This window comes from Marinobacter sp. LM1 (genome assembly GCF_042763285.1).
GTDB classification, from domain to species: domain Bacteria; phylum Pseudomonadota; class Gammaproteobacteria; order Pseudomonadales; family Oleiphilaceae; genus Marinobacter; species Marinobacter nauticus.
On the sequence record NZ_CP114373.1, the window covers coordinates 1469381 to 1492953 of the forward strand.

Annotated in this window: 23 protein-coding genes; 10 read left to right on the forward strand and 13 right to left on the reverse strand. The window is 58.5% G+C overall.

The genetic code is table 11. The features are described 5' to 3' along the window. From minD to OZ656_RS06955, 4 genes are all read right to left on the reverse strand, one after another. A complete protein-coding gene (minD, locus tag OZ656_RS06940) occupies positions 1-813 on the reverse strand; it encodes a septum site-determining protein MinD (protein ID WP_379945123.1) in 813 nt (270 codons plus the stop codon). 65 nt (positions 814-878) lie between these two features. Further along, positions 879-1628 (reverse strand): septum site-determining protein MinC, encoded by a 750-nt coding sequence (gene minC, locus OZ656_RS06945; RefSeq protein ID WP_011785798.1) that lies wholly within the window; start codon positions 1626-1628, stop codon positions 879-881. After that, the gene (locus OZ656_RS06950) at positions 1625-2014 is read right to left on the reverse strand and encodes a HopJ type III effector protein (RefSeq protein WP_379945124.1); all 390 of its coding nucleotides are present in this window, start codon (positions 2012-2014) and stop codon (positions 1625-1627) included. Before OZ656_RS06950 ends, minC begins: the two co-directional genes overlap by 4 nt. Further along, a complete protein-coding gene (locus tag OZ656_RS06955; protein WP_222198042.1) occupies positions 2014-2292 on the reverse strand; it encodes a DUF1244 domain-containing protein in 279 nt (92 codons plus the stop codon). The genes OZ656_RS06950 and OZ656_RS06955 overlap by 1 nt, the downstream gene beginning before the upstream one ends. A 112-nt stretch (positions 2293-2404) precedes the next feature. Here OZ656_RS06955 and dinB point away from each other — a divergent pair, with 112 nt between their 5' ends. Both dinB and OZ656_RS06965 read left to right on the forward strand, forming a co-directional pair. Further along, positions 2405-3466: a DNA polymerase IV gene (dinB, locus tag OZ656_RS06960; protein WP_379945125.1), complete on the forward strand. Its 1062-nt coding sequence runs from the start codon at positions 2405-2407 to the stop codon at positions 3464-3466. A gap of 161 nt (positions 3467-3627) precedes the next feature. Continuing rightward, the gene (locus OZ656_RS06965; protein WP_379945126.1) at positions 3628-5037 is read left to right on the forward strand and encodes a pectin acetylesterase-family hydrolase; all 1410 of its coding nucleotides are present in this window, start codon (positions 3628-3630) and stop codon (positions 5035-5037) included. Here OZ656_RS06965 and OZ656_RS06970 read toward each other — a convergent pair. The 3 genes from OZ656_RS06970 to OZ656_RS06980 form a co-directional block, all read right to left on the reverse strand. Further along, on the reverse strand, positions 5025-5687 hold the full coding sequence (locus tag OZ656_RS06970) for a hypothetical protein (protein ID WP_153741555.1): 663 nt from the start codon (positions 5685-5687) through the stop codon (positions 5025-5027). The two genes, OZ656_RS06965 and OZ656_RS06970, sit on opposite strands and share 13 nt — an antisense overlap. Before the next feature lie 66 nt (positions 5688-5753). Continuing rightward, positions 5754-6302 carry a phosphatase PAP2 family protein gene (locus OZ656_RS06975; protein ID WP_141067745.1) on the reverse strand — a complete coding sequence of 183 codons (549 nt, stop codon included), beginning with the start codon at positions 6300-6302 and terminating at the stop codon, positions 5754-5756. After that, positions 6268-7515 (reverse strand): glycosyltransferase family 1 protein, encoded by a 1248-nt coding sequence (locus tag OZ656_RS06980; protein WP_303293345.1) that lies wholly within the window; start codon positions 7513-7515, stop codon positions 6268-6270. The genes OZ656_RS06975 and OZ656_RS06980 overlap by 35 nt, the downstream gene beginning before the upstream one ends. A 104-nt stretch (positions 7516-7619) precedes the next feature. On the opposite strand from OZ656_RS06980, the gene OZ656_RS06985 reads away from it, so the two are divergent. The 4 genes from OZ656_RS06985 (at position 7620) to OZ656_RS07000 (ending at position 12074) form a co-directional block, all read left to right on the forward strand. After that, positions 7620-8657, forward strand: a complete 1038-nt coding sequence (locus tag OZ656_RS06985; RefSeq protein ID WP_273029703.1) for an NADP(H)-dependent aldo-keto reductase — start codon at positions 7620-7622, stop codon at positions 8655-8657. Between the two features lie 233 nt (positions 8658-8890). Further along, positions 8891-9244 carry a hypothetical protein gene (locus OZ656_RS06990; protein ID WP_011785789.1) on the forward strand — a complete coding sequence of 118 codons (354 nt, stop codon included), beginning with the start codon at positions 8891-8893 and terminating at the stop codon, positions 9242-9244. A gap of 140 nt (positions 9245-9384) precedes the next feature. Next, positions 9385-11598, forward strand: a complete 2214-nt coding sequence (locus tag OZ656_RS06995; protein ID WP_278350380.1) for an acetyl-CoA hydrolase/transferase C-terminal domain-containing protein — start codon at positions 9385-9387, stop codon at positions 11596-11598. Further along, positions 11598-12074: a peptidylprolyl isomerase gene (locus OZ656_RS07000; protein WP_011785787.1), complete on the forward strand. Its 477-nt coding sequence runs from the start codon at positions 11598-11600 to the stop codon at positions 12072-12074. Before OZ656_RS06995 ends, OZ656_RS07000 begins: the two co-directional genes overlap by 1 nt. Here the strand turns inward: OZ656_RS07000 and OZ656_RS07005 are convergent. Both OZ656_RS07005 and OZ656_RS07010 read right to left on the reverse strand, forming a co-directional pair. Next, a complete protein-coding gene (locus OZ656_RS07005; RefSeq protein WP_379945127.1) occupies positions 12034-12852 on the reverse strand; it encodes a lysophospholipid acyltransferase family protein in 819 nt (272 codons plus the stop codon). The two genes, OZ656_RS07000 and OZ656_RS07005, sit on opposite strands and share 41 nt — an antisense overlap. Positions 12853-12867: 15 nt before the next feature. Continuing rightward, positions 12868-13629: a GNAT family N-acetyltransferase gene (locus OZ656_RS07010; RefSeq protein WP_022991028.1), complete on the reverse strand. Its 762-nt coding sequence runs from the start codon at positions 13627-13629 to the stop codon at positions 12868-12870. A 242-nt stretch (positions 13630-13871) separates the two neighbouring features. Here OZ656_RS07010 and OZ656_RS07015 point away from each other — a divergent pair, with 242 nt between their 5' ends. The 3 genes from OZ656_RS07015 (at position 13872) to glpK (ending at position 17962) form a co-directional block, all read left to right on the forward strand. Beyond that, positions 13872-14606 (forward strand): response regulator, encoded by a 735-nt coding sequence (locus OZ656_RS07015; RefSeq protein ID WP_011785784.1) that lies wholly within the window; start codon positions 13872-13874, stop codon positions 14604-14606. Between the two features lie 58 nt (positions 14607-14664). Continuing rightward, entirely contained in the window at positions 14665-16236 is a 1572-nt protein-coding gene (locus OZ656_RS07020) for an ATP-binding protein (protein ID WP_278350382.1), read from the forward strand. Positions 16237-16480: 244 nt separating this feature from the next. Further along, a complete protein-coding gene (glpK, locus tag OZ656_RS07025; RefSeq protein WP_273029695.1) occupies positions 16481-17962 on the forward strand; it encodes a glycerol kinase GlpK in 1482 nt (493 codons plus the stop codon). A 3-nt stretch (positions 17963-17965) separates the two neighbouring features. Here the strand turns inward: glpK and OZ656_RS07030 are convergent, their stop codons facing one another. Together OZ656_RS07030 and argF are read right to left on the reverse strand one after the other, a co-directional pair. Then, positions 17966-19042 (reverse strand): ABC transporter ATP-binding protein, encoded by a 1077-nt coding sequence (locus OZ656_RS07030; RefSeq protein WP_011785781.1) that lies wholly within the window; start codon positions 19040-19042, stop codon positions 17966-17968. Positions 19043-19045: 3 nt separating this feature from the next. Next, the gene (argF, locus tag OZ656_RS07035; protein ID WP_023008850.1) at positions 19046-19960 is read right to left on the reverse strand and encodes an ornithine carbamoyltransferase; all 915 of its coding nucleotides are present in this window, start codon (positions 19958-19960) and stop codon (positions 19046-19048) included. 200 nt (positions 19961-20160) lie between these two features. Here argF and grxD point away from each other — a divergent pair, with 200 nt between their 5' ends. Next, entirely contained in the window at positions 20161-20487 is a 327-nt protein-coding gene (grxD, locus tag OZ656_RS07040; protein ID WP_014420735.1) for a Grx4 family monothiol glutaredoxin, read from the forward strand. An 8-nt stretch (positions 20488-20495) separates the two neighbouring features. Here grxD and OZ656_RS07045 read toward each other — a convergent pair whose 3' ends face one another. Together OZ656_RS07045 and OZ656_RS07050 are read right to left on the reverse strand one after the other, a co-directional pair. Next, a complete protein-coding gene (locus OZ656_RS07045) occupies positions 20496-21230 on the reverse strand; it encodes a TonB C-terminal domain-containing protein (protein ID WP_273029692.1) in 735 nt (244 codons plus the stop codon). A gap of 35 nt (positions 21231-21265) precedes the next feature. Further along, complete coding sequence (locus OZ656_RS07050) at positions 21266-23473, reverse strand: DUF1631 domain-containing protein (protein WP_023011512.1); 2208 nt, start codon at positions 23471-23473, stop codon at positions 21266-21268. Positions 23474-23573: the final 100 nt, after the last annotated feature.

Genomic DNA, 23573 nt, shown 5'->3' on the forward strand with positions numbered 1-23573 from the left:
TTAGCCCCCTTTGAACATCCGTGAGAAGAAGCCTTTTTTCTGGGACGTCATGAAACGGTATTCCCGTTCCTCGCCCAGCAGCCTCGCAACGGCATCTTCATAGGCCTGGCCGGCATCACTTTGCTCCTCCAGAATGACCGGCAGGCCCTGGTTGGAGGCATTCAGTACGATCTGGCTCTCGGGAATCACGCCCAGCAGAGGGATGGCCAGGATTTCCTCAACATCCTGTACCGACAGCATCTCGCCTTTTTCTACCCGGTCCGGGTTGTAACGCGTCAGCAGCAGGTGTTCCTTGACCGGGTCCTGCCCCATTTCCGCACGCCGGGATTTGCTCTGCAGTATGCCCAGGATACGGTCTGAATCCCGTACCGATGAGACTTCCGGGTTGGTGACGACAATCGCCTCGTCGGCATAGTAGAGCGCCATCAGCGCGCCATGTTCGATGCCGGCCGGAGAGTCGCACACGATGTAGTCAAAGGTTTCGGACAGTTCGTTGATGACCTTCTCCACACCATCTTTGGTGAGAGCTTCCTTCTCGCGGGTCTGGGAGGCAGGCAGGATATAGAGCGTTTCTACCCGCTTGTCCTTGATCAGGGCCTGGTTGAGAGTCGCTTCGCCCTGAATGACGTTAACGAAGTCGTACACCACCCGGCGTTCGCAGTTCATGATCAGGTCCAGGTTGCGCAGACCCACGTCGAAATCAATCACGACGGTCTTGTGGCCGCGCTTTGCCAGACCAGTGCTGATGGAGGCGCTGGTGGTGGTTTTGCCCACGCCGCCTTTTCCTGAGGTAACGACAATGATTCTAGCCAAGGTTCAGTTCCTGTTTCTCGGTGGATTCGTCATGGTTTCAACTGTTGTTATCGGTTGTCACAACATCAGGCCTTGTCCAGTGGCGTCACCACCAGCACATCGTCCCTGAGCTGGATCTGCACAGCGCTTTTCCAGCCAATGTCCTGAAGATCTTCGGAGATTTTATAGTGTCCGGCGATGGACACAAGCTCCGCCTCAAGTGACTGGCAGAACACCCGGGCAGACTCGGCACCGTGAATGCCGGCCAGCGCCCGCCCGCGTAACGGGCCGTATACATGAATATTGCCGGCAGCCAGAACTTCGGCTCCAGCCTGCACCGGCGCAAGGATGATCAGATCGCCTTCCGGCGCGTATACCTGCTGCCCTGATCGAACCGGTTGATTGATGATTTTTGCCGGTGCCGGTTCGTTTGCAGGCTCCGGTGCAGCGGCCGCTTCCGGTTCGGCTTGTGCCGGAGCTTCCTGGGCCGGCTTTTCTTTCAGGCTGCCGCCGGGCAGCAGTGCCAGGGAGGCTCCCCGGGCAAGCCGGCGCTGATCGTCGTTGGCGGCACGAACGCCAATCACGTGAATGTTGTGACGGCGGCAGGTTCCGATCATCCTGAAAAAATCGAGTTCGCTGTCCAGGCCTTCGTATTTCTCCAGGCTGATAATCAGCGGGATGTCTTTGAAGAAGCCCGGCGCCTGGCTGATCTTGTCCCGAAGATTGGCTTCAAATTCGTCGTTGTCGAAGTAGTAAAGCTCAAGGGCGGTCAGGGAAACACTGGCACTCTTCAGTTGAAAGCTCTGTTTTGTGTCGGTGGCTGCGGAATCGCTCATGGATGGACCTGTTCTCCGGTGTCTGAGGCATGGGCATCTCCGAGGGCGCGCAGCGGAGGGGCATCGAAACGGATGCCGGACCAGCCCGTGCTGATAAACTGGCGGATGTTACCATGGCTGTCCCCGGCCGGGTCGCCGAGCACCTGCTCGTAGTGTTGGGCGAACAGGCGCAGGGTGTCGGTCTCGCTCAGATTACAGTACTGACCCAGGCCGAAGAGCCGGCAGGAGCCAGCGTTTTCGCCAGTCTCGTTGCGAAGCGGGCCGTTGCTGAAACCGGTGGGCCGAAATTCAAAATACTGATTGATCAGTGCCAGGGTGTCGTCGAAATCGGCATGACCGGCCTGCACTGAGGCCAGGTGGATACGAACCGCTTCATTAACATTCATTATTTGTGATCCTGCTTGGGGCCGGTCTGGTAGTTGGCTTTCCATTCTTCGTAGGGCATGCCGTAGATTTCTTCCCGTGCGGCGGGATCTGAAATGTCGAACCCCCGCTCTCCCGCTTCGGCCCGATACCATTTGGACAGGCAGTTGCGACAGAAACCCGCCAGATTCATCAGGTCGATGTTCTGGACGTCGGTGTTTTCACGCAGGTGCTGGACCAGGCGCCGGAAGGCGGCGGCTTCGATTTCGGTGCGTTCAGACTCGGGAATCGGGTTGCTCATGGGGCCTCGCTGTTGCTTGCCGGGACTATCGGGATTTCCTGACATTCTCGGCATGTTACCGTAAGATACAAGGCTGTATAAACGTACAGATTGTTAACGTGAGCCCGCCCCTATGGCCCAGCGCAAGATCATTCATGTGGACTGCGACTGCTTCTATGCCGCCGTCGAGATGCGTGACGACCCAAGCTTGCGGGAGGTTCCGCTGGCGGTGGGTGGCGAGGGCGGCCGTGGTGTGGTGACCACCTGCAACTACCGGGCCCGGGCTTTTGGCGTGCGTTCGGCCATGCCCGGCAGCGAAGCCCGGCGGTTGTGCCCCGGCCTGGTCACGGTACCGACGGACATGGGCCGTTACCGGGCAGTTTCCCAGCAGGTGATGGCGATACTGCGGGAGATGACCGATCTGGTTGAACCCTTGTCCCTGGATGAGGCGTTTCTGGATGTGACCGATGTTGACGCGTTCAAGGGCAGTGCCACCCTGATGGCCCGGCACCTGCGGGAGCGGGTGAGCAGGGAAGTCGGCATTACCATTTCCGCCGGCGTGGCCCCCAACAAGTTCCTTGCCAAAATTGCCAGTGACTGGCGCAAGCCCGATGGTCTGTTTGTGATTACGCCGCCGGAGGTAGCCGACTTTGTAAGCGAGCTGCCGGTGGAAAAGCTCTTCGGTGTAGGGCAGGTGACCGCGGCCCGGCTGCACGCCCTGGGTGTGAAAACCTGTGGCGATATGCAGGCGCTGGGTGCCGACGTGTTGATCGAGAAGTTTGGCAAACAGGGCTATCGTTTGTTTGAAATGGCCCATGGCCGGGACAATCGCCCCGTTGTGGTGTCGCGGGTGGCCAAGTCTGTGAGCGTCGAGCGCACCTTTTCCCAGGACCTCCCGGACCGGAGCGCCTGCGATACCGTGATGCCGGCCCTGGTGGCCGACCTCAATCTTCGCCTCTCGCGCAAGGGGCAGCACAAGCCGATACACAAGCTGTTCGTGAAAATCCGCTACAGCGATTTTTCCACCCACACGCTGGAGCGGGTTCGGGAGTCCGTCACCGAGCCGGCCCTGATGGATTTCCAGCCACTGCTCGAAGAGCTGATGCCCAAAGACCGCCCGGTTCGCCTGCTGGGCGTGGGTGTCCGGTTCCGCAATGACGATGCTCCGGTCACCCAGTTGCGCCTGTTTGACTGACTTCGGTCCCCGCGGGCATATCCGCCATTTTTTTAGGTTAAAACGGTATGGTTGCCGCTTTGACGTGACAGTGTGTCACCTCTAGCTTTTAGGTGACGCTATCCTGCTGTAAGCGTTGCGGGCCACGCCCGCCCCGAAACAACAATCGCAGGAGAACAAGAATGAACAAGGCTGGCTGTTGTGGCCCCTGGCGCTCCGGTGCGCTGGCGGGCTTGTTGTTTTTGTTGCTGTCGGCTCCGGCATCGGCGGAGCTGGGGGATTATGGATTCTGGCGAACCCTGGGTAACCTGGCGTCGCCGCCCGGTGCCGATAATCCGGTGACATCGGATCAGCGCCAGGGTGCCTACCCTTTGTTGGCCAATCCCGATGGTTACGAGAATTTCTCGGCGGGGGCTTACTACCAGTGGCAGACCATCGCACTGGCGCCGGAAACCGGCGCTGTATGCGGTAACGGTTCGGAATACAAGTTCTTCGTGAACCGGGTGCCGAACACTTCCAATACCGTGGTTTATTTTGAAGGTGGCGGTGCCTGCTGGGATTACGAGAGTTGCAGTGGTCAGACCGGGATCCGGGGAGCTCGTAATCCCGATGGTATCCCGGATGATTACATGTCTCTGTTGAATCCCGGAGCCAGCCTGGTGAGCCCGTTTGTGGTTCGTCTGCATCCCTGGACCCGGGTAAAAACCCAGAACTGGAACATGGTCTACGTACCCTACTGTACGGGGGATATCTATTCCGGTGACCGGGTGGCGGTGTATGAAGATCCTGAAGGCGAGGCGGAACCTCTGATCTGGGATCACAACGGCCTGAGGAATACCCGGGCGGTGATCAGCTGGCTCAAGGACAACCTGCAACGCCCCGGGCAGATGCTGGCGACCGGTTGCAGTGCTGGTGGCATTGGTGGCTTGACCAACTATCACCCAACCCGGCGGGACATGGAGCCGACCCGCAGCTTCCTGATCAACGATTCAGGCCCTGCCTTCAGTGCGCCGGTTGGCGCCGACCCTCAGCAGTATCCTTCGGTGCTGCTACAGAGCTTCATCAGGCAATCCTGGGGGCTGGACCAGCCGGGCGGCCCGCTGGCTTACCTGAAGTCCGGTTTGCCGACACTGAACCTGAACGACCTTGGCAGTCTGTATCCGGCTCTGGCCACGGCCCTGCCGCAGGACCGCATGGGGCATACGCATTTCTGGCGGGATCTGAACTACTCCTCCTATTCCTATGAGCGCTTCTTCCCGGAGATCGAGAACGCGCCGGATCAGGCCACCAAGGAGGCTTTGCTTCACGAGAAGTGGGCCGTGGACACCGAACGGTTGAAGCAGACGCTGGCCGGGCTGGATAACTTCGGCTATTACCTGCCCATGTTTCGGGACGTGAATGAAAGTCACTGCACGTCCATTATCGAGTTCGCCAATTCGGATATTCAGGAGTTGGGCCTGGAACTGGGGGATTTCGTCAATAACGTGATGAATGGCAGCGGTGCGGTGATGCAGGTCTCGGAGACCGATACGGTGGCCGATTACAACAAACCGTTCAACCTGTTGTACTGGTCGCTGGATCAGTTGCTCTGATTATTGCCGGCGGACCGGCCCATGGCCTCTACCCGAGCTTCCTGAAGGCGCTCGCGCAGGTATTGGTCCCGGGTCAGTCCGCCGGGAATATCATCCATGGCCATCACTTCTTCCACAATCGCCTTTTCCCGGGCCTTGTAGCGTTCGAAGTCCGGCCTGGGTTCGTCCAGCCAGGCCTGCAGTCTGGCTCCGGATTCAGCCCGGTACCGGTCCATGAGTTGCTGTGCGGCGGCTTTTGCTGCCTCCTCATCCGGCTCCAGAATCTGGATCATCGCCAGTTGAATCAACGCGGCTTCCGGAGCACTCATCTGCACAGATCCCTCGTATTCGTTCATACGCTCTTGCAGGGCATCGGCCTGGGCCCGGCGTTCCTGTTCGGGGAGAGATGGGGCGTTGGCAAAGAAATCGTGCAGGTCATCTTCAAATTCAAGCCGCTGGGCGTAGGCCTTGACCTTGGGGTTGTCCAGCAGCGCCTGTTGTTCAGGTGTGAGGGCATCGGAAGAGGGCGGGGGGGCCTCGGCCGGATCTGAAGCGGTATCCGGAGCGTTTCCGGCTGGCGGTAACTCGGGTGGCGGGGTATTGGTCGGCCACAGGAGCGCCAGCGCCAGAATAATTGCGGCCCCGGTGACCAGCAGGATCTTTGTGTTCATGACTCACTCCGGCAGGATTCTCCGGAATCAGTGTAGACCAGAATGCGGCAACTGCCTGGGTTGGGCTCAGCTGGCCAGCCACTGCATAGAGGCCCATCCCATGGTGCCACCAATCAAGGCGCCGGCCAGGACATCGCTGGGGTAGTGGAGCCCGAGAATGACCCGGGATGCCGCCACTGACAAGGTGAACGGAAGCACACACCAGGCCAGGGCCGGGAGCGCAACGAACAGCATGGCCTGAAAACACACCGCGTGCAGGGTGTGGCCGGACGGAAAGCTGTACCGGTCCAGTGGCGGCGTTGCACAGTTGATAACCGGAAACGAAATAAAAGGCCGCTCGCGAATCAGCCAGCGTTTGAGGGCCTTGTAGGTTAGCGTGCAGGTGAGCCCGGTAAGCGCCATTTGAAGTGCCAGGGCCGGGCCAGAGTCCCCGGCGTAGAAAGGCAGTGAGAGAATCAGTGCGTACCAGAACCAACCGTCGCCAAGTCGGCTGACGACTCGGAAATACCCCAGAATCGGCCGGAACCGTACGCTGCGATTAATGGCCTGGCAGACCGCGAATTCTCGCTGGTCTGCCAACTCAAAGAAGCGAGATGCCTTGCTTGTTAATGCCATGGTATCGGGCCTGTGCAGTTTGGTTTAAAACCAGCTGTTCAAACTGGTCGATCTGGCTGCTCCAATTCAATTCAAGAGCGTCCAGGCGAGCCTGGGCGCGGACTCGGTTCAACAGTGAGGGCTGGTCGGCCAGTCTCAGGGCGTGATTGATGAAGTCTTCGTCGTCTGTCAGTTCAGCCTTCATGCCGTTTTCGTCGTGTCGGATATGTTCTGCGGCTGCCGCATCGTCGAAGGCGACGATGCCCAGTCCGCTGGCCATGGCTTCCAGCACCACGTTGCCGAAGGTGTCGGTTTTGCTCGGAAACAGGAACAGGTCACCGGAGGCATAGTGCCGGGCCAGATCTTCGCCCCGTCGGGTGCCACAGAATATGTAGTCCGGGTGCCGGTCTTCCAGGGAGCGGCGCATGGGGCCATCCCCTACCAGCACGAAGCGGGCATTAGGATGCAGGCCGCGGATACGCTCGAAGCAGGCAACAGCCATGCGCAGGTTTTTTTCCGCAGCCAGGCGCCCGACATAGAGTACGGCACGTTCGTTGTCGTGCAGCCCCCATTGCCGACGCAGGGATTGGTCGCGTTTGTGGGGGGTGAAGCGCTGGCAATCCACGCCCCGGCTCCAGAGGCCGGTGCGGGTGATCCCCATGTCCCGGGTAACCCGCTGCATGCGACCGGTAGGCACCAGGGTGATGGCTGTTCTGTTATGGAACCAGCGACCGTAGGCACACAGTAACCGTTCGAGCAGGCCCGCTCCGTAATAGCGAGAGTACTGATGGAAGTTGGTATGGAACCCGGAACTGACAGGCAGGGCGAGGCTGCGAGCCGCGTTCACGGCCGCCACGCCGAGTGGCCCCTGGGTTGCCACATAGATGCCGTCGGGCCGCTGTTTCTGCCAGAGCTTTTTCAGGCTGGAGGGGCGGGCGGTACCGAAGCGCAGATCTGCGTAGCCGGGAAGAGGCAAGCCATTAACCACCAGTTCGGTGGAAAACAACCCGCTCCCGGTACTCTCAAACAGTCCTTTCTGTTCGTGGGGCTGCCGGGGGCGCACCACGGTTACATGGTGGCCCCGTTGCATCAGCCCCTGACACAGGTGCCGCATGGTGTTGGCAACACCATTGATTTCCGGCGGAAACGTCTCGGAAACAATGGTAATGTGTTGCGGTCGCCGTTCGGTCAACTGGGCTTCGGTCACGGGGGTTCCTGAAGGTTCTGCTGTCATGCCTTTACTATGGAAAGACGCCATGACAGAAATGCGACAACTCCGTGACATTCCGTTTACGTGTTTATACCCCGTCTCTTATCGACCTATTGCAAGGAGATTCCATGCAAACGCGAAAACTTGGCTTTACAGATATCGAGGTCAGCCTGATCTGCCTGGGAACCATGACCTGGGGCGAGCAGAACAGCGAGCAGGAAGCCTTTCAGCAGCTCGACTATGCCATGGAGCAGGGCATCAATTTCATCGACGCCGCTGAAATGTATCCAGTGCCACCCAGGGCAGAAACCCAGGGTCTGACCGAGCAGTATCTGGGCAACTGGCTGGCCCGCCGTGGCCAGCGTGATGATCTGGTGATCGCCAGCAAGGTGGCCGGGCCGGGTAATGGTCTCGGGTATTTGCGCGGGGGGCCGAGGCTGACCCGGGAGCATATCCGCTCTGCCTGTGAGGGCAGCCTTAAGCGCCTGCAGACGGATTACATCGATCTTTATCAGGTGCACTGGCCGGACCGGAGCGCCAATTTTTTTGGCAAGCTTGGTTATGACCGCAATCCCGATGAGCAGATGACGCCCATTGAGGAAACACTGGAAGCGCTGGATGAACTGGTGCGTGAAGGAAAGGTCAGACACATCGGGCTTTCCAACGAGACACCGTGGGGCACGATGCAGTACCTGCGCCTGGCGGAGCAGCGTGGCTGGCCCCGGGTGGTCTCTATCCAGAACCCCTACAACCTGTTGAACCGTTCCTTTGAAGCAGGCCTGGCGGAGTTCGCCCATCGTGAAGGCACCGGCCTGCTGGCCTATTCACCACTGGCCTTTGGCATGCTGACCGGCAAATACCTGGGGGGAAAATGGCCGGAAAAGGCCCGGCTGACTCTGTACGAGCGGTTCAGTCGCTATACCAATGACCGGGCGGCGGACGCCACGAGGGCCTATGTTGAGCTGGCTCACCAGCATGGTCTCACGCCGGCCCAACTGGCACTGGCCTGGGTGAACAGTCGGGAGTTCGTAACCAGTAACATCATTGGCGCAACTACCATGGAGCAGCTCAGGGAGAACATCGGGGCAGGCAGTGTGACTCTGAGCCCCGACCTCGTGTCCGCCATCGAGGCGATCCATGCCGAGTTCACCTATCCCTGCCCTTGAAGACTGTATGCATAAGGGCTTGCAGTAGCCAGGTGCGATCCTGCCGCTCCGACCAGCGGCAGGATCGTTACATACTGCAATATAAGTGATCATTTATTGACAAAAAAGCTGGTGCCAGGCGACGGAACGCTGGCGAAATTGTGTGCAAAATCACACCAATCTTCGTCGCAATCATTAGACTTTGGTACTGTGAATTAAATAAAGCCAATGTCGATACCGGATTTCCTGTTGCCATGATTCTTCGCCTGTTCGTCGTCCTTCTAGCCCTGAATAGCGTCGCCTTTGCGATGCGGGCTGACGCTGCGCAGCCCATGTTGTCGGAACCGATGCTTTCCGAGCGCATGATGGCCGAGCGCGACGAAATGACGACGGCGGAGGATGTTTACGAACTTCAGGAATGGATGTCCGGCGATTATGAAGACGACCGCAGCGATGCACTTACCGCTATCGGCTCCCGTCTGCTCAGCCTGAGCCTCAGCCGCTCCCGCACTGCTGAAAAGACCTATGCTTCCGATCCGGCTCAGCCTGACCACGGCATCGCCCTGTTGAACGAAGGTGCCTGCCTGAACCTGCGCTGGAAGTTCTGACCGCTGTTCCTTGGCGTGTCCGCCATCTTTCTCCCGACCTTCCGCTTTGTCAAAATGTCATGACCTGACGCATTGTCAGCTTGAATCTGCCGTGTGATCATCCACCTTAATTGAGATTCTCAAGCGACGAGGAGCCGGTAATGGCAGCAGAGAACGGAGTCTATTGCGACGACGCAGAACGGTGTGTTGATCGGGTGATTGAACGGGTTGGCAAGCGCATTACCCTGGGCTTGCCGCTTGGTCTTGGCAAGCCGGTGAGGTTTGTGAATGCGCTCTATCAGCGTGCCAAGGATGATCCGGACATTGAGCTGCATATTGTGACCGCGCTCTCCCTGTTAGCGCCTGAGGGCAGTTCTTCACTGGAAAAACGTTTCATGGGGCCCTTCGCCAAGCGCCTGTTTGGCGATATTCCGGAACTGGCCTATGCCCGTGATGTCGCCAATAACCGCTTGCCAAGCAATGTCCAGGTGTCTGAATTTTTCTTCAAAGCTGGCAGCTACCTGAACAATCGCAACCAGCAGCGAAACTATGTATGCACCAACTACACCCATGCCGTTCGCGATCTGATGGCGCAGGGTGTGAATGTGGTGGGGCAGATGGTTTCCCCAGGCGAGCCCAATGGCTTTCCGGGCCAGGTGAGCTTTAGCTGTAACCCGGACCTGTCACTCGATATCCTGCCGCTGCTGCGGGAGCGTGAACAGCAGGGCGTACCGGTGGCCATGGTGGCTGAAATCAATCAGTACCTGCCCTGGTTTGGCCATCATGCAGCCGTCGAGGAACAGCAGTTTGATCTTCTCTTCAGTCATCCATCGACAGACTATCCGTTATTCTCGGCTCCTCAGATGGCCATCAGTCCGTCTGATCACCTCATCGGATTCTACGCCAGCTGCCTGTTGAAGGATGGCGGAACCCTTCAGGTTGGCATCGGTTCACTGGGAGCCTCGCTGGTTCACAACGCCATTCTGCGCCACAAGCACAATGATGCCTGGCGCGCAGTTTATGACCACCTGGATGTGGGATCCAGGTTCCCTGTGGTTGACCGCTGCGGCGGTACCGGTACGTTCGAGACCGGCCTGTATGGCTGTAGTGAAATGATGGTGGATGGCTTCCTGTATCTGATGCAGGAGGGCATCCTGAAGCGGGAAGTATTTGATCATGCCGGTTTGCAGACTCTGATCAACCGGGGCGAGATTACCCTGACGCCGTCGCTCGACATGCTGGATGTGCTGGTCCGGGAAGGGCTGATCGACTCGCCATTGCGGGCGCGGGATGTCAACTGGCTGATTCAGTACGGCATTCTGCGGGACACAGTGGAATTCCGTGGCGGACGCCTGCGCCTGAGTGAAGATCACGCTGTAGAAGCAGACCTCAGCCAGGATCAGACCCGTGAGGCGCTGGCGGCCCTGGGTCTTGGTTCAAGGCTCACCGGTGGTATTGCCATGCACGGTGGCTTCTACGTGGGGCCGGAGGCCTTCTACCAGGCTCTGAGAGATCTGTCGCCAGAGCAGCGTGACAAGATCTGCATGACCAGTGTCAATTTCATCAACCACCTTTACGATCACCGTTTCGGAGATCAGAAGCTCAAAGCCGCCCAGCGTTTGCACGGTCGGTTTATCAACTCTGCGATGATGTACACCCTCAGTGGCGCGGCAGTGTCAGATGGGCTGGATGATGGTCGCGTGGTCAGTGGTGTGGGGGGGCAGTACAACTTTGTTTCGATGGCCCATGAGTTGCCCGGGGCGCGCTCCATCCTGGCTCTCAGAGCCACCCGCATGTCGGGTGGGCAGGTAGTGTCCAACATTGTATTCAACTATGCCCATTGCACCATTCCAAGACATCTCAGGGACATTGTGATCACGGAGTACGGCATTGCCGATTTGCGGGGGCGGTCCGACGAAGATGTGTTCCTGGCGCTGATCCGTATTGCCGATTCCCGTTTCCAGGCGGATTTGCTGAAACAGGCCCAGAAGGCGGGCAAGGTCCGTGACGATTTCCGCTTGCCTGCGGACTGGCAGAACAATACGCCGGCGTCGGTTCGCCAGGCTTTGGCTGCATCCGGTAAGGGCGACTGGTTCCCGGCGTTCCCGTTCGGCCGGGATTTCACCGATGAGGAGCTGACCCTGGGGAAAGCCCTTAAAGGACTGAAAGCCGCAACCGCCACTCCCCGTGGTAAACTGGCGACCCTTTGGCAGGCCATCCGGGCTGAAGACGATACTGGCCAGTACGCGGTGCTGCTCGAACGCATGGGGTTGAACAACCCCTCAGGCATTCGGGAGAAGCTGGATCGCAAACTGGTGATACATGGCCTGCAGCAACTTGAACCCGCGACAAAGACAGGAAGCGAAAACAGCTAATGCAAGCCGATAACCCGAACACCCGGCCGGATGTTTTTACCGTCCATTACGTGCTCAAGAACCGCATCGGTGAGCTGGTGGATACGTCTGAAGGCAGCGAGCCTCTGCACTTTATCTACGGCAGCCCCGAGATCATTGCCGGCATTCAGGAGGCGGTGAAAGACCGAAACGTAGGTGATTGCCTGGAAGTGACCGTGCCACCGGAGATGGCCTACGGCGAATACCGCGAGGACCTGGTGCGCAAGGTGCCCCGTTCCCTCTTTGAGGGCGTTGAAAACCTGGATGTGGGCATGAAATTCCAGACTAACTCCGGTGATCAGGCCCAGGTGGTACAGGTGGTGGCGATCGACGGCAACCTGGTCAAAGTGGATGCCAATCACCCTTTGGCCGGTTTCACCCTCTATTTTGATCTGGAAATCGTGGGTCGTCGCGAGGCTACTGAAGACGAGGTAGCTCAGGGTCGCCCGCTGTTCTGAGAGGGCGTTCGGGTACCTGGTCGAACTCGCCCGAGTGAATGCGGGCGAGGCCCTGGCTGATCTGCTGGTGTATGCACCCGGTCAGCTCATTCAGGGATAGATCCGGATCCGGTCCAAGGGGCGGATGCAGTATTACGATGATCTGCCCCGGTGGCTGTCGCAGCAGCCTGAACAGATGACAGTGGAAACTGTCATCGCCCACAAAGGGCGCCAGTGAGTCAGGGCGCCGTTCTCGCCGATAACCGATGGACACTGGCTGTATGACCGTGTTGCTGTCCCGGGCGGCGCTCATCAACAGTCCGTGCATGGGTAATACGGCTACCCCGGTGCTGGTGGTTCCCTCTGGATAGACCATCACCGATTCTCCAGCCTGCAGGCATTGCGCGATACTGGCTTTGATAGCCCTGGCCTGACCGCCGCCACGTTTGATGAACAGCGTGCCGGCCTGCCGGGCCAGCCAGCCGATCACCGGCCATTGACCTACTTCCGCTTTTGACAGAAACCGCATGGGCGTGATGCTGCCAAGAACCGGGATGTCTGACCAGCTGATGTGGTTGGCGACAAACAGGGCGTTTTCCGGGCAGGGCTGGCCATAAACCTGAACCTGCCAGCCCAGGCATTGACATGCCTTCCGAAAACAGATTGTGGCCCAGGGATTCCTGTCCACCGGTCTGGTCCTGGCCAGATCGGAGATCCGGAGCAAAGCCGCCAGCGCGCAGGCTCCGACAAGGAAGCCTGCAAACATTGCTAACCGAAAGCTCAGTCGAAGCCAACTCATCGGCGATCCTCCGAATCAGGCGGGGCGGCGCAGGAAGTGCCGGCTGTAGCGGCCGGCCAGGTTACTGACCTCCAGCAGCACCAGCATGTCGGCACAGCGGAATTCAGGATCCCAGCAAGGCTCGCCACAGACCCTTGCGCCCAGGCGCATGTACGCCTTGATCAGGGGCGGTATGTCCACAGAGCGTTCTGATTCCGGATGGGCAAGATGTGGCAGTTGGCGCTTTGGCGTTACCCGACAATGCGGCTCAGACAGATGCTGTTGTTGCAGGAGCCGGGCCACATGCCAGGCTTTTGCCCCGCCGTCGGCCATGCTGATACTGGCGCAGCCGATCAGATGGGTAACGTTGCGCTGCACCAGGTACTCCGCCACCGCTGACCACAGCAGCGTGATGGTGCCGCCATTGCGGTAGTCCGGGTGCACGCAGGTGCGGCCGAGTTCAGCCAGTGTTCCAGGCAGGGCTTCCAGAGCCGCGAGATCAAACTCGCCTCGGGAGTAGAAGCCGCCAACGGAAGCCGTATCGTCCTGATGAAGTATGCGGGTGGTGGCCACCAGTTCACCGGTGTCTGCGTCGGTGACGATCAGGTGATCGCATGCCGCATCGTAGGCATCGGCATCAATACCCGGGATTGTGGCGCCGAGATCGCTGCCATACTCCTCGGAGAATACCCGGTAACGCAGGCGCTGCGCCGCTTCTATGAGCTCCGGGTCACGGGTCAGTTCGGTGCTCAGGTTACGGCCCCGGCGGGGTTGAAGGCTCGCGGTGGTTGCAGTCATGGCTTGGCCTCTGTGTTTCTGTTTCAGGTCAAGGCTATGAAGCGGGTATGACAGATGGGTGACGCCGGGGTGACGTCTCTGTGACAGTGCGAGACCGTTTTCAGGAAAACGGATATGTGTCACAGGCTGTAACCCTTTGGCGGTTCCATGTATATTTCTGAATAGCATGTATAATTGCTGTAACTGAACGTTGCCTGTATCGTCGGGTGTACAACCCTGAAACCGGAATAAAATAATCAGAGATGGATGGCGTGGAACAAACAAACGAGAGTTGGCGAATCCTGATCGTAGAGGACGATGAGCGGCTTGCGGATCTGACCCGCGAGTACCTTGAGAACAATGGCCTGACAGTGTCGTTGGAAACCCACGGGGGAGCCGCTGTTGAGCGGATCCGCAACGAGCAGCCTGATCTTGTGGTTCTGGATCTGATGCTGCCTGGCGAAGATGGTCTGTCCATCTGCCGGCGGGTACGGCCGTTCTTCAATGGCCCCATTATTATGCTCACCGCCCGGACAGACGACCTGGACCAGGTCCTGGGCCTGGAAATGGGCGCGGATGACTACATTGGCAAACCGGTCCAACCGCGCGTTCTGCTCGCCCGCATCCGTGCCATGCTGCGCCGGGTAGAAACCTCGCCCGTTAGCGGGCAGGAGACGTCCGGAGAGGAGCCGGTTCGTTTGCAGTTCAACGACCTCGTGGTCGATCGTTCCATGCGTGAAGCCTGGTTAAGTGACGAGAGTATCGACCTCACCAGTGCTGAGTTCGACCTGCTCTGGCTGCTGGCCAGTAATGCCGGGCGGGTGCTGAGCAGGGAAGAGATTTTCACCGCACTCCGGGGCATCGAGTACGATGGGCAGGATCGTTCCATTGACGTTCGCGTGTCCAGGATCCGCCCGAAAATCGGTGATGATCCCATCCACCCGCGCCGTATCAAAACCGTTCGCAGCAAGGGCTACCTGTTCGTCAAGGAAGCCTGATCGCGCCTGAGGCGTTGCCGCCCCGAAGGTGGCAACGCCGGTTACCAGGGTTGGCCCGATGTCCCTGAAATTTTTCCTGAAAGCCTACGCTCGTATTGCGGCCATTGCGGCGGCGGTCGTGCTGGTGTGCGTTCTGCTGTTTAACGGCATCAACTCCGTTCGCGAACAATACTGGCATGAGCAGGCCATGACACCGGTTATGCGTTGGCTGGCAGCGGCCCCGGATCCGCTCAGTCAGTATCACTGGATGGCCCCGATGTTTGGTCTGCACAGTGGCGTTGCGGCCGACTTCGGGCTTTCCCGGGTTGCGCTTGAGCGCCTGGGCTATGGCCAGGTGGTGGCGCAGTCAACCGATAGCGGGTATGGCTATTATGTCCTTGGTCTCGGGGGCGAGGTACTCGGCATACACCTGGAGCAACCCTACCGGGATCTGGCCCGGGCAATCTCGTTGATGGTGCGTTGGCATCTGGATACCAGCCCTGCGGCTCAGCGTGCGGATGTGGCGCAGCAATTGGCTGAATCTCTGAATCTCGATATCCGTCTGGTTCAGAAGGCCGAGGATCTGCCGGATCAGCAGGCGCTTGAGCGGCTTGGCGACACCGGGCTGGCGATTTTTGAACACGGTGATAACCGTGCCAGGGCGCTGGTTCGTTTGTCGGAAGGCGCATTGGTTGTGGTGACATTGCCTCCCCCCTTCAATCCCTGGGGTTGGCCGATTATCTTGCTGCTGACCGCTGTTGTCGGTGGCGTGCTGGCAGTGGCCCTGTTTCTTGCGTTGCGTTTTGTAGAGAGTCATCTGCGCAAGGTTGAGTCGGTAGCGATTCGTATTGCCCGGGGTGAGATGGGAGCCCGGGTGGAATCCGAGCAGGGCACGCTCGTGTCCCGGCTGGGGACTTCGTTCAATGGAATGGCGGAACATATCCAGCGCCTGGTGCAGGTGCAGCGGGAAATGATTCACGCGGTTTCCCACGAACTGAGAACGCCGGTGGCCCGTATCCGGTTCGGCGTCCAGATGATTGAATCCGGTAGTACCCAGGAAGTGCTTGAAAAGCAGCTCGAGGGCATTGATGGCGACATCCAGGAGCTCGACGAACTGATTGACGAGATCCTGACCTATGCCCGGCTGGAGCAGGGCGGGCCGGTGTTCAGTCTCCGGGAGGGCTCGGTCACGGATATAGTCAGGCAGGTTGTCTCCGAACAGCGGCTGATCCGGGAGGGAGTCGACATTGAGTGTCAGATTGACGAAGCCTCGGAGCGCTGGGCACAGGCCGATATGGAGCCTCGTTACATTCACCGGGCGGTTCAGAACCTGGTCGGCAATGCCGCGCGCTATGCCGCAGGCCGTGTGCGGGTGAGTTGCCATCTGGATGAAGATAATTGCCGGATTGATGTGGAAGACGATGGCCCGGGCATTCCGGAACAAGATTGGGAGAAGGTGTTCACCGCCTTTGCCCGGCTTGATGACAGTCGTACCCGCACCTCAGGCGGCTACGGGTTGGGCCTGTCCATTGTTCGCAGGATTCTGTACTGGCACGGTGGGCAGGCGTTTGTGGGCCGCAGTGATGTCTTGGGCGGAGCCCGGTTCAGCCTGGTCTGGCCGCGCCTGAAGCCCGCAGACCCGGATTTGTGAACCAGTGCTCGGTACCTCACCTGATGTAACAAAGCTCTACACAACCACAACTGAACCCTCCGCAGCCCTGGGTAATACTTCAAAGCGTAAGGGATGACTTTTGAGGTTGTAGTTCTTACGAACTTTCCTTGTTTCATTCGTCATTTGAGGGCCGGTTTTTCCGGCCCTTTTTTTATTTCCGCGCCGCGTCACACCGCTCGATCCCCGTCCTGTTAGAATCTCCTGAAAACAACAGGAGGTTTTGATGTCCCGATATCTGCTTGCCATAGACCAGGGTACCACCAGTTCCCGCGCCATCGTGTTTGATGACAAAGGCGCTCAGGTGGCCGTTGCCCAGCAGGAGTTTCACCAGTACTTCCCCAAAGATGGCTGGGTTGAGCACGATGCTATGGAAATATGGGACAGTACGCTGGCGGTCTGTCGTTCAGCCCTGAGCAACGGCAAGATTAAGGCATCTGACCTCGCAGGCATCGGCATTACCAACCAGCGGGAAACCACTGTGATCTGGGACAGGGCGACGGGGCAGCCGATTCATCACGCCATTGTCTGGCAGGATCGCCGTACCGCGTCCTGGTGTACCAAGTTGCGCCAGGATGGCCATGAATCCCTGGTGGTTGACCGCACCGGATTATTGATTGATCCCTACTTCTCTGCCACCAAGATAGCGTGGATTCTGGACAACGTTGACGGTGCCCGCCAGCGCGCGGAAGCCGGTGAGTTGGCCTTTGGCACCATTGATACCTGGTTGCTCTGGAATCTGACCGGCGGCAAGCACCATCGTACCGATGCCACCAATGCGTCCCGCACTGCACTGTTCAATATCCATACACAGCAATGGGACCCGCAGCTGCTCAAGCTGTTTCGGGTGCCTGCTGCTCTGTTGCCGGAGGTATTCGACAGTGCAGCTGAGTACGGGTTGACGGAACCCGAATGTCTGGGCGCTTCGGTGATGATTGCCGGTATTGCCGGTGATCAGCATGCCGCTTTGATCGGCCAGGCCTGTTTTGAGCCGGGAATGGCCAAGAGTACCTATGGCACAGGCTGTTTCCTGATGCTCAACACCGGCCAGCAGGCCCTGCGCTCTGAAAACCGGTTATTGACGACGGTAGCTTACCGCCTCAACGGCAAACCCTGCTATGCCATTGAAGGCAGTATTTTTGTTGCCGGTGCCGCCATGCAGTGGCTCAGGGATGGGCTTCGGTTGATTTCCCATGCCCGGGAATCGGCGGAGCATGCGGCGACGGTCGGTGTGAATAATCCGGTGTATCTGGTGCCCGCGTTCACCGGCCTGGGAGCCCCGCACTGGGACCCGAACGCCCGGGGTGCAATCCTGGGGCTGACCCGGGATACCGGCATTGCCGAGATTGTCACGGCGGGTTTGCAGTCGGTGTGCTATCAGACCAAAGACCTGGTGCGCGCCATTCGCAACGATGGTGCCCGGCTGGAATCCCTGCGGGTCGACGGAGGCATGGCCGTGAACGACTGGGTAATGCAGTTTTTATCTGACATTCTCAATGTGCCGGTTGACCGGCCAAGTGTGACCGAAACCACGGCTCTCGGGGCGGCCTACCTTGCGGGTTTGCAGACCGGGGTTTTCGATAGCCTGGAGCAGATTACGTCGCTTTGGGAATGCGAGCGCCAGTTCCGGCCGGATATGGCGCCGGGGCTGCGGGAATCACTCTATGCCGGCTGGCTGGATGCTGTTGAGCGAGTCTGTAATCACTGAGGTTCAGTGGCCGGTGCGTTCGAAGGCGATCAGGTGATCAGCCTCCACCCGGACCGGTACCTGCTCACCCAGGTTAAAGTCCAGGTGGCTCCGGAACAGGGCCTCAAATTCAGTGTCTTCTGAACACCGGAAACGATAGAGCGTGGAGGTTCCGGCAAAGGTTTTTTCCACCACCTTTGGCTTCAGCTCTGAGTCTTCATCGAAAACAATGTCGTCCGGCCGGATCAGGACGTCCAGCAGGGTGCCTGGTTGCCATTTGTAGGCCCGGTTGCCATGGATGACGCCCAGTTCCGATTCTATGGTGTCAGGGCCCAGGGCCTTGCCGGGAATAAACCCACCTTGCCCGACAAAACTGGCCACGAACCGGTTCGCCGGCTCATGGTAGAGGTTGTAGGGCACATCCCACTGTTGAATCTGCCCGTCCCGGAGAACCGCCACCTGATCACACATGGCAAAGGCTTCCTGCTGATCATGGGTAACCAGGATGGCGCTGATGCCGAGAGTCTTGAGGATTTCCCGCACATCCAGGCTCAGCCGGCGGCGCAGATCCGTGTCCAGGTTGGAGAAAGGCTCATCCAGCAGGATCAGTGTTGGCTCTGGTGCAAGTGCCCGGGCCAGGGCCACCCGTTGTTGCTGGCCGCCAGACAGCTCGTGGGGATAGTTGTCTGCAAGGTCCTGGAGGTGCACCAGGTTCAGCAACTCCATGACCTTTTGTCGACGTTCCGCTTTGCTTAATGACTTCAGACCGAAGCCGACGTTATCGGCAATGCTCAGATGCGGAAAAAGGGCATAGTCCTGGAACACCATGCCAATCTTGCGCTTTTCCGGTTGCAGTGCCCGCCCGGGCAGGCTGATGGCCTGTGACTGCAGGCGGATTTCACCCCGGGAAATCGGCAGGAAGCCGGCCAGCGCCCGGAGAATGGTGCTCTTGCCACAGCCGCTGGGGCCCAGCAGGCAGCCAATATCACCGTGGCTGAGGGCAAAGCTGACGTCCTTGACGACGGAATCACCGCCGTAGCCACAGGACAGATTGTTTACTTCCAGCAGCCAGTCTGCGGGGGGCACCAGGGCTTCGGGCATGGATCAGTCCAGACGATTGAGAATCAGGAATTCCAGCAAGGCTTTCTGGGCATGCAGCCGGTTTTCCGCCTCATGCCAGACTGCCGAGCTTTCGTGGTCCATCATGTCTGCCGAAATCTCTTCACCCCGGTGGGCGGGCAGGCAGTGCATGAAGAGGGCGTCTTTGTCGGCCTGAGCCATCAGAGCCGGGTTGATCTGATAGCTGCGGAAGGCTTTTTCCCGGGCTTTCTGCTCGTCTTCCTGGCCCATGGAAGCCCAGACATCGGTGACCAGCAGTTGGGCGCCTCGTGCTGCCTCTTCTGGCGCGCGCACAACGGTCACCCTGTCAGCATGCTGTTCGATCAGTTGTTGATCCGGTTCGTAACCCTCTGGGCAGGCAACGTTCAGGTGGAAATCGAAACGCTCTGCAGCGTTTATGTACGAGTGGCACATATTGTTGCCGTCACCAATCCAGGCCACGGTGGCACCACGGATGCTGCCGCGAAGCTCCCGATAGGTCTGCATGTCGGCCAGCAGCTGGCAGGGGTGGAATTCGTCGGTGAGAGCGTTGATCACAGGCTTGCTGGAGGCAGTGGCAAAGCGCTCGACCGTTTCGTGGGCAAAGGTACGGATCATCACCGCGTCGACCATGCTGGAGATCACAATGGCAGAATCCTCGATCGGTTCGCCGCGGCCAAGCTGTGTATCCTTGGGCGAGAGGAACATGGCGCTACCCCCGAGCTGGGTCATGCCGGCTTCGAAGGAAACCCGGGTCCGGGTGGACGATTTTTCGAAGATCATTGCCAGCACCCGGTTTTTAAGGGTGTCCCTGGTCTGGCCTGAACGCCACTCTTTGCGTAATTTGGAAGCATGATCGAGCAGATCTTCCAGTTCCGCCGTGGTCATGTCGTTCAGTGTCAGAAAATGTCTTGCTGCCATGAAAGGCCCCTGTTTCAAGCAAACTGCCCGTTCGGAAAAGCCAACAAGTCTAGCCCGTCGCTACCCTGAAAACAACGCCGGGCGCGGTGCTGTTGTTCTGGGTCAAAACGGACGGTTTGTTGAGGCCTGAGGCACCCGTGTACAATAAGCGCAAAGGCCGTTTGGCGGCAAAGCTGACTCCCAACCAGAGGAATGAGTTCATGGACATCAATGAAACCATCAAGAGCCAACTTGAAGAGAACCCGGTTATTCTTTATATGAAGGGCACCCCGCAAGCTCCGCAGTGCGGTTTCTCGGCACGTACTGTTCAGGCTCTGATGGCGTGCGGTGAGCGCTTTGCGTTTGTGAATATTCTCGACAATCAGGAACTGCGTGAGGCCCTGAAAGTCTATTCCAGCTGGCCAACCTATCCGCAGCTCTACATCAACGGTGAGCTGGTGGGTGGTTGCGACATCGTTCTGGAAATGTCAGAAAGTGGCGAGCTGGCCAAGATGGTCAAGGATGCTGCGGGTCAGGCCGAAGCCTGATCATTCTGCTACTCGTAACGGTATTTAAGCTTTATCGTAAAACGACCCCCTATCCCGCTCTCTGGAGCGGGATAGGGGCTTGCCTCTAAAGCCGCCCGGTATATTGCGGCGTCTACATCCTTTAGGTCCGTTGATTTAACGATTTTCGCGCCCGTCACCGCGCCATTTCCCATTAATCTGAGTTCTATTTCTGCTATCCATGTCTTTGATCCCTCCGAGTCTACAGGCACCCTAATCGTCTCTCGGAAGAGATATTCCGATAAATGACTTGAGAGTTTTGCGACAAAAGGGTCTCTTTCATCGGGAGTCTCAGTCTTTTGCTTTACTGGCTCCGGCGTTTCTACGGCCTCGCTTGCACGTGCAGTCAATGCAGGTGTAGCCACTGATGCAGGGGATTCGAAGGATGTTGCCCGGGTTTGGGTGCTTTCGGTTGTCCGCTTCGGGGAATCTGGCTGTGTCGCAGTGACGGTTTGCGATTCGGGCGGAGCACTGGAGGTAGATTCTGTCGAGGTTACCACCGGCTCGGCCGGCGGGATCTCGAACTCGGAGTGCCTGGGCTTTGGCGGTTCCGGGTTTGCCACGTTCTCTGGTGTCGGGACGGCCGCCGGGGTTGTCAGCGTAAAAACCAGCCGGTGAGTCAGTTCCCGGGCCTCCTTCAGAGGCGATGGAAGCCCGGCCAGTACCAGAGTGTGAGCCAGTATGGCCAGGGAAACCGCTAGCAGGAGCCGATAGGATGCCGGCATTGAGGGTGAACGAAAACCCGTGTCCGGCATCTATATCAGGCGGTTTTTGTGCGCAGGTTGCCCACGACGGCATTCAGGGCCCGGTCAATCAAGGCACCCTGTTCGAGCAGCGTCAGGCGGCCACGGCGCATCTCATGAGCCAGCTCAACACGGGTTTTCTCAATGACTTTCAGGCCCATACGGTTGACGAACACAAAGCAGTCCGCTTCATCAATAATGGCTGAGAGTTTGCAGCGGAAGCTGGTGCCGTTGACCAGGCGGAACTCCACCCAGTTGCCAATTTCGATAGTGTCGAGCTTGGCCACATATTCGGCAATCGCAGCATCTTCCAGTTCCTGTTGCCGTTCAACGGCGGTCTGGTGCACGGTCGGGGCTTCGTCTTCGGCATCCGACGGTGCATCCTGACGGGCTTCGATGGCGGCGTTGGTCCGGAAGGCCTCAGCCAGCTCATGCTTCAGGTGCCCCATCATCTGATCAAGCCGGGTGGCGTTGTAGGAGACTTCCTCAAGTCCTGCCCGCAGTGATTTCAACAGACCGGGCACAACCCGAACCCACTGGTCACGCTCTTCATCTTCTTCATGGGGGTGCAGGCACCAGATCAGGTCATCCACGACCCGTGCTGTTTCGTGCCAGCGGTGTTCGGTGTCGTCCTTCAGGTAGGCCAGGAACATAACCCGGCTCCAGCCATTCATCAGAATATCGCTGACCGAGTCCGGAAGCCGGTAACGGGATACTTTTTCCCGTAACAGCCGGTCCACCTCTTCCTGGGCCTTCTGGGATTTGATGCGACCACGTTCCGATTCTCGTGTTCTCTGTTCCACCAGGGAGGCCTTACGGTTTTCTCGCTCCAGGAATTGCTCAAATTCTTCGTTCAGGGTTTCGAACAACTGAATGTTGCCATCGAATTCATTGAGGATTCGTTGCACCACGTTGTGTATCTGACCGTACAGCTTGTCTCGGGTTTTCTCATCGCTGCTGCTCCAGCCAATGCCCGCGCGGGCGAGGGAGTTGAGCAGCTTGCGGGCCGGGTGGGTTGCCTTGCTGAAGAAACTCTTGTCCTTGATCACAACCTTCAGAATCGGAATCTGCAGGCGACTGATCAGCACCTGAACCGGGGCGGACAGGTTGTAGTCATCAAGGATGAACTCGAACAGCATGGAGACCAGATTGATCAGATCTTCATCCACTTCATTCAGTGCGGGCTGGCGACCATCTTGAGCGTCGGCCTTGGCCAGCAGTTGCTGAACGACCTGGCGCAGGTCGACGGTTACGGGCTCACCCGTGCTAAGGTCGTCTGTTTCCGGCCAGTTTTGCTGAAGCGGAATGGCGTTGAGCATATCCGCCAGTTCCCGGCCTCCGACCACTCTCAGAGAGGGATCGGCGCTGCGTGGGGGCATGCCGGCATTGGACCTTTGCAGAGCCAGCATCTGACGGATCTGGTCAAACAGTACGGTGTCTTCCGGGCGTTGATCGTAGCCGGCAGTCGCCTCGCTGGGGCTTTCGGCAGAGCTGTCTGCCGTTGCAGATGGCTTCTGGCTCTGGTTCTTCTTGCCGTGATAACGGAAGTTCGGGATAACGCCGGCCTGGATCAGAATGCGATTGGCTTCATCCAGGAGCATGCCCAGGTTGGAGATCACGTAACGGTCAAATTGCTTGAGCAGGATGAGCCGTTCGCGAATCTGGATATCGAGGGCCTGAATCGCTTCGGTAAAAGCGCTGCACAGGTGCTCCGGTGCCATCGGGTTGACTGGCTCCTGCTCGGTGGCGTCCGGATAGATCTCGGTAAAACGGGCCTGCAATTGCAGTAAAGGGCCTTGGAAGTGCGCCTTGGCCTTGGTGGTCATGGCGTTGAAGGCAACCTGTTCTTCCAGGTCGTCATTGCCAACCAGCGAAAGAGTGTCGGCACTGGCCTGCGGGCTGGCTTCGGTTGAAGGAAGCTGGCCGGCATGGGGCGGGTTGGCAAAGAACTGGGCAACCGTATTCTGAAAATGACGCTCTACACCCTTGCGCTTGATGCGAATCTCGCGCATGGCTTCGAAGTAGCGGTTTTGTTCATTGTTGCTGCGGGCATTGTTGGCCAGTTCGAAGAGTGAATCATCGACGGCATCGAAAGCCCCCTGCAACAAATCACCCAGCCCCGCAACAACGGTGTCGCGGATGCGGGCTACCTCCGCAGGAACCGGTCGGGTGCTTGCCGCTTCCCTGTGCTCGCGGAGGTAATGTATGCCGGACTGCTTGTTCATGGCCGACTCCTGTTTACGCCTCAACCGGATACATGACCGAGCCTGATTCTTGTCTGTTCTGATTATTGGATAAATTTAGCGCATTTTGATCTGCATTAAC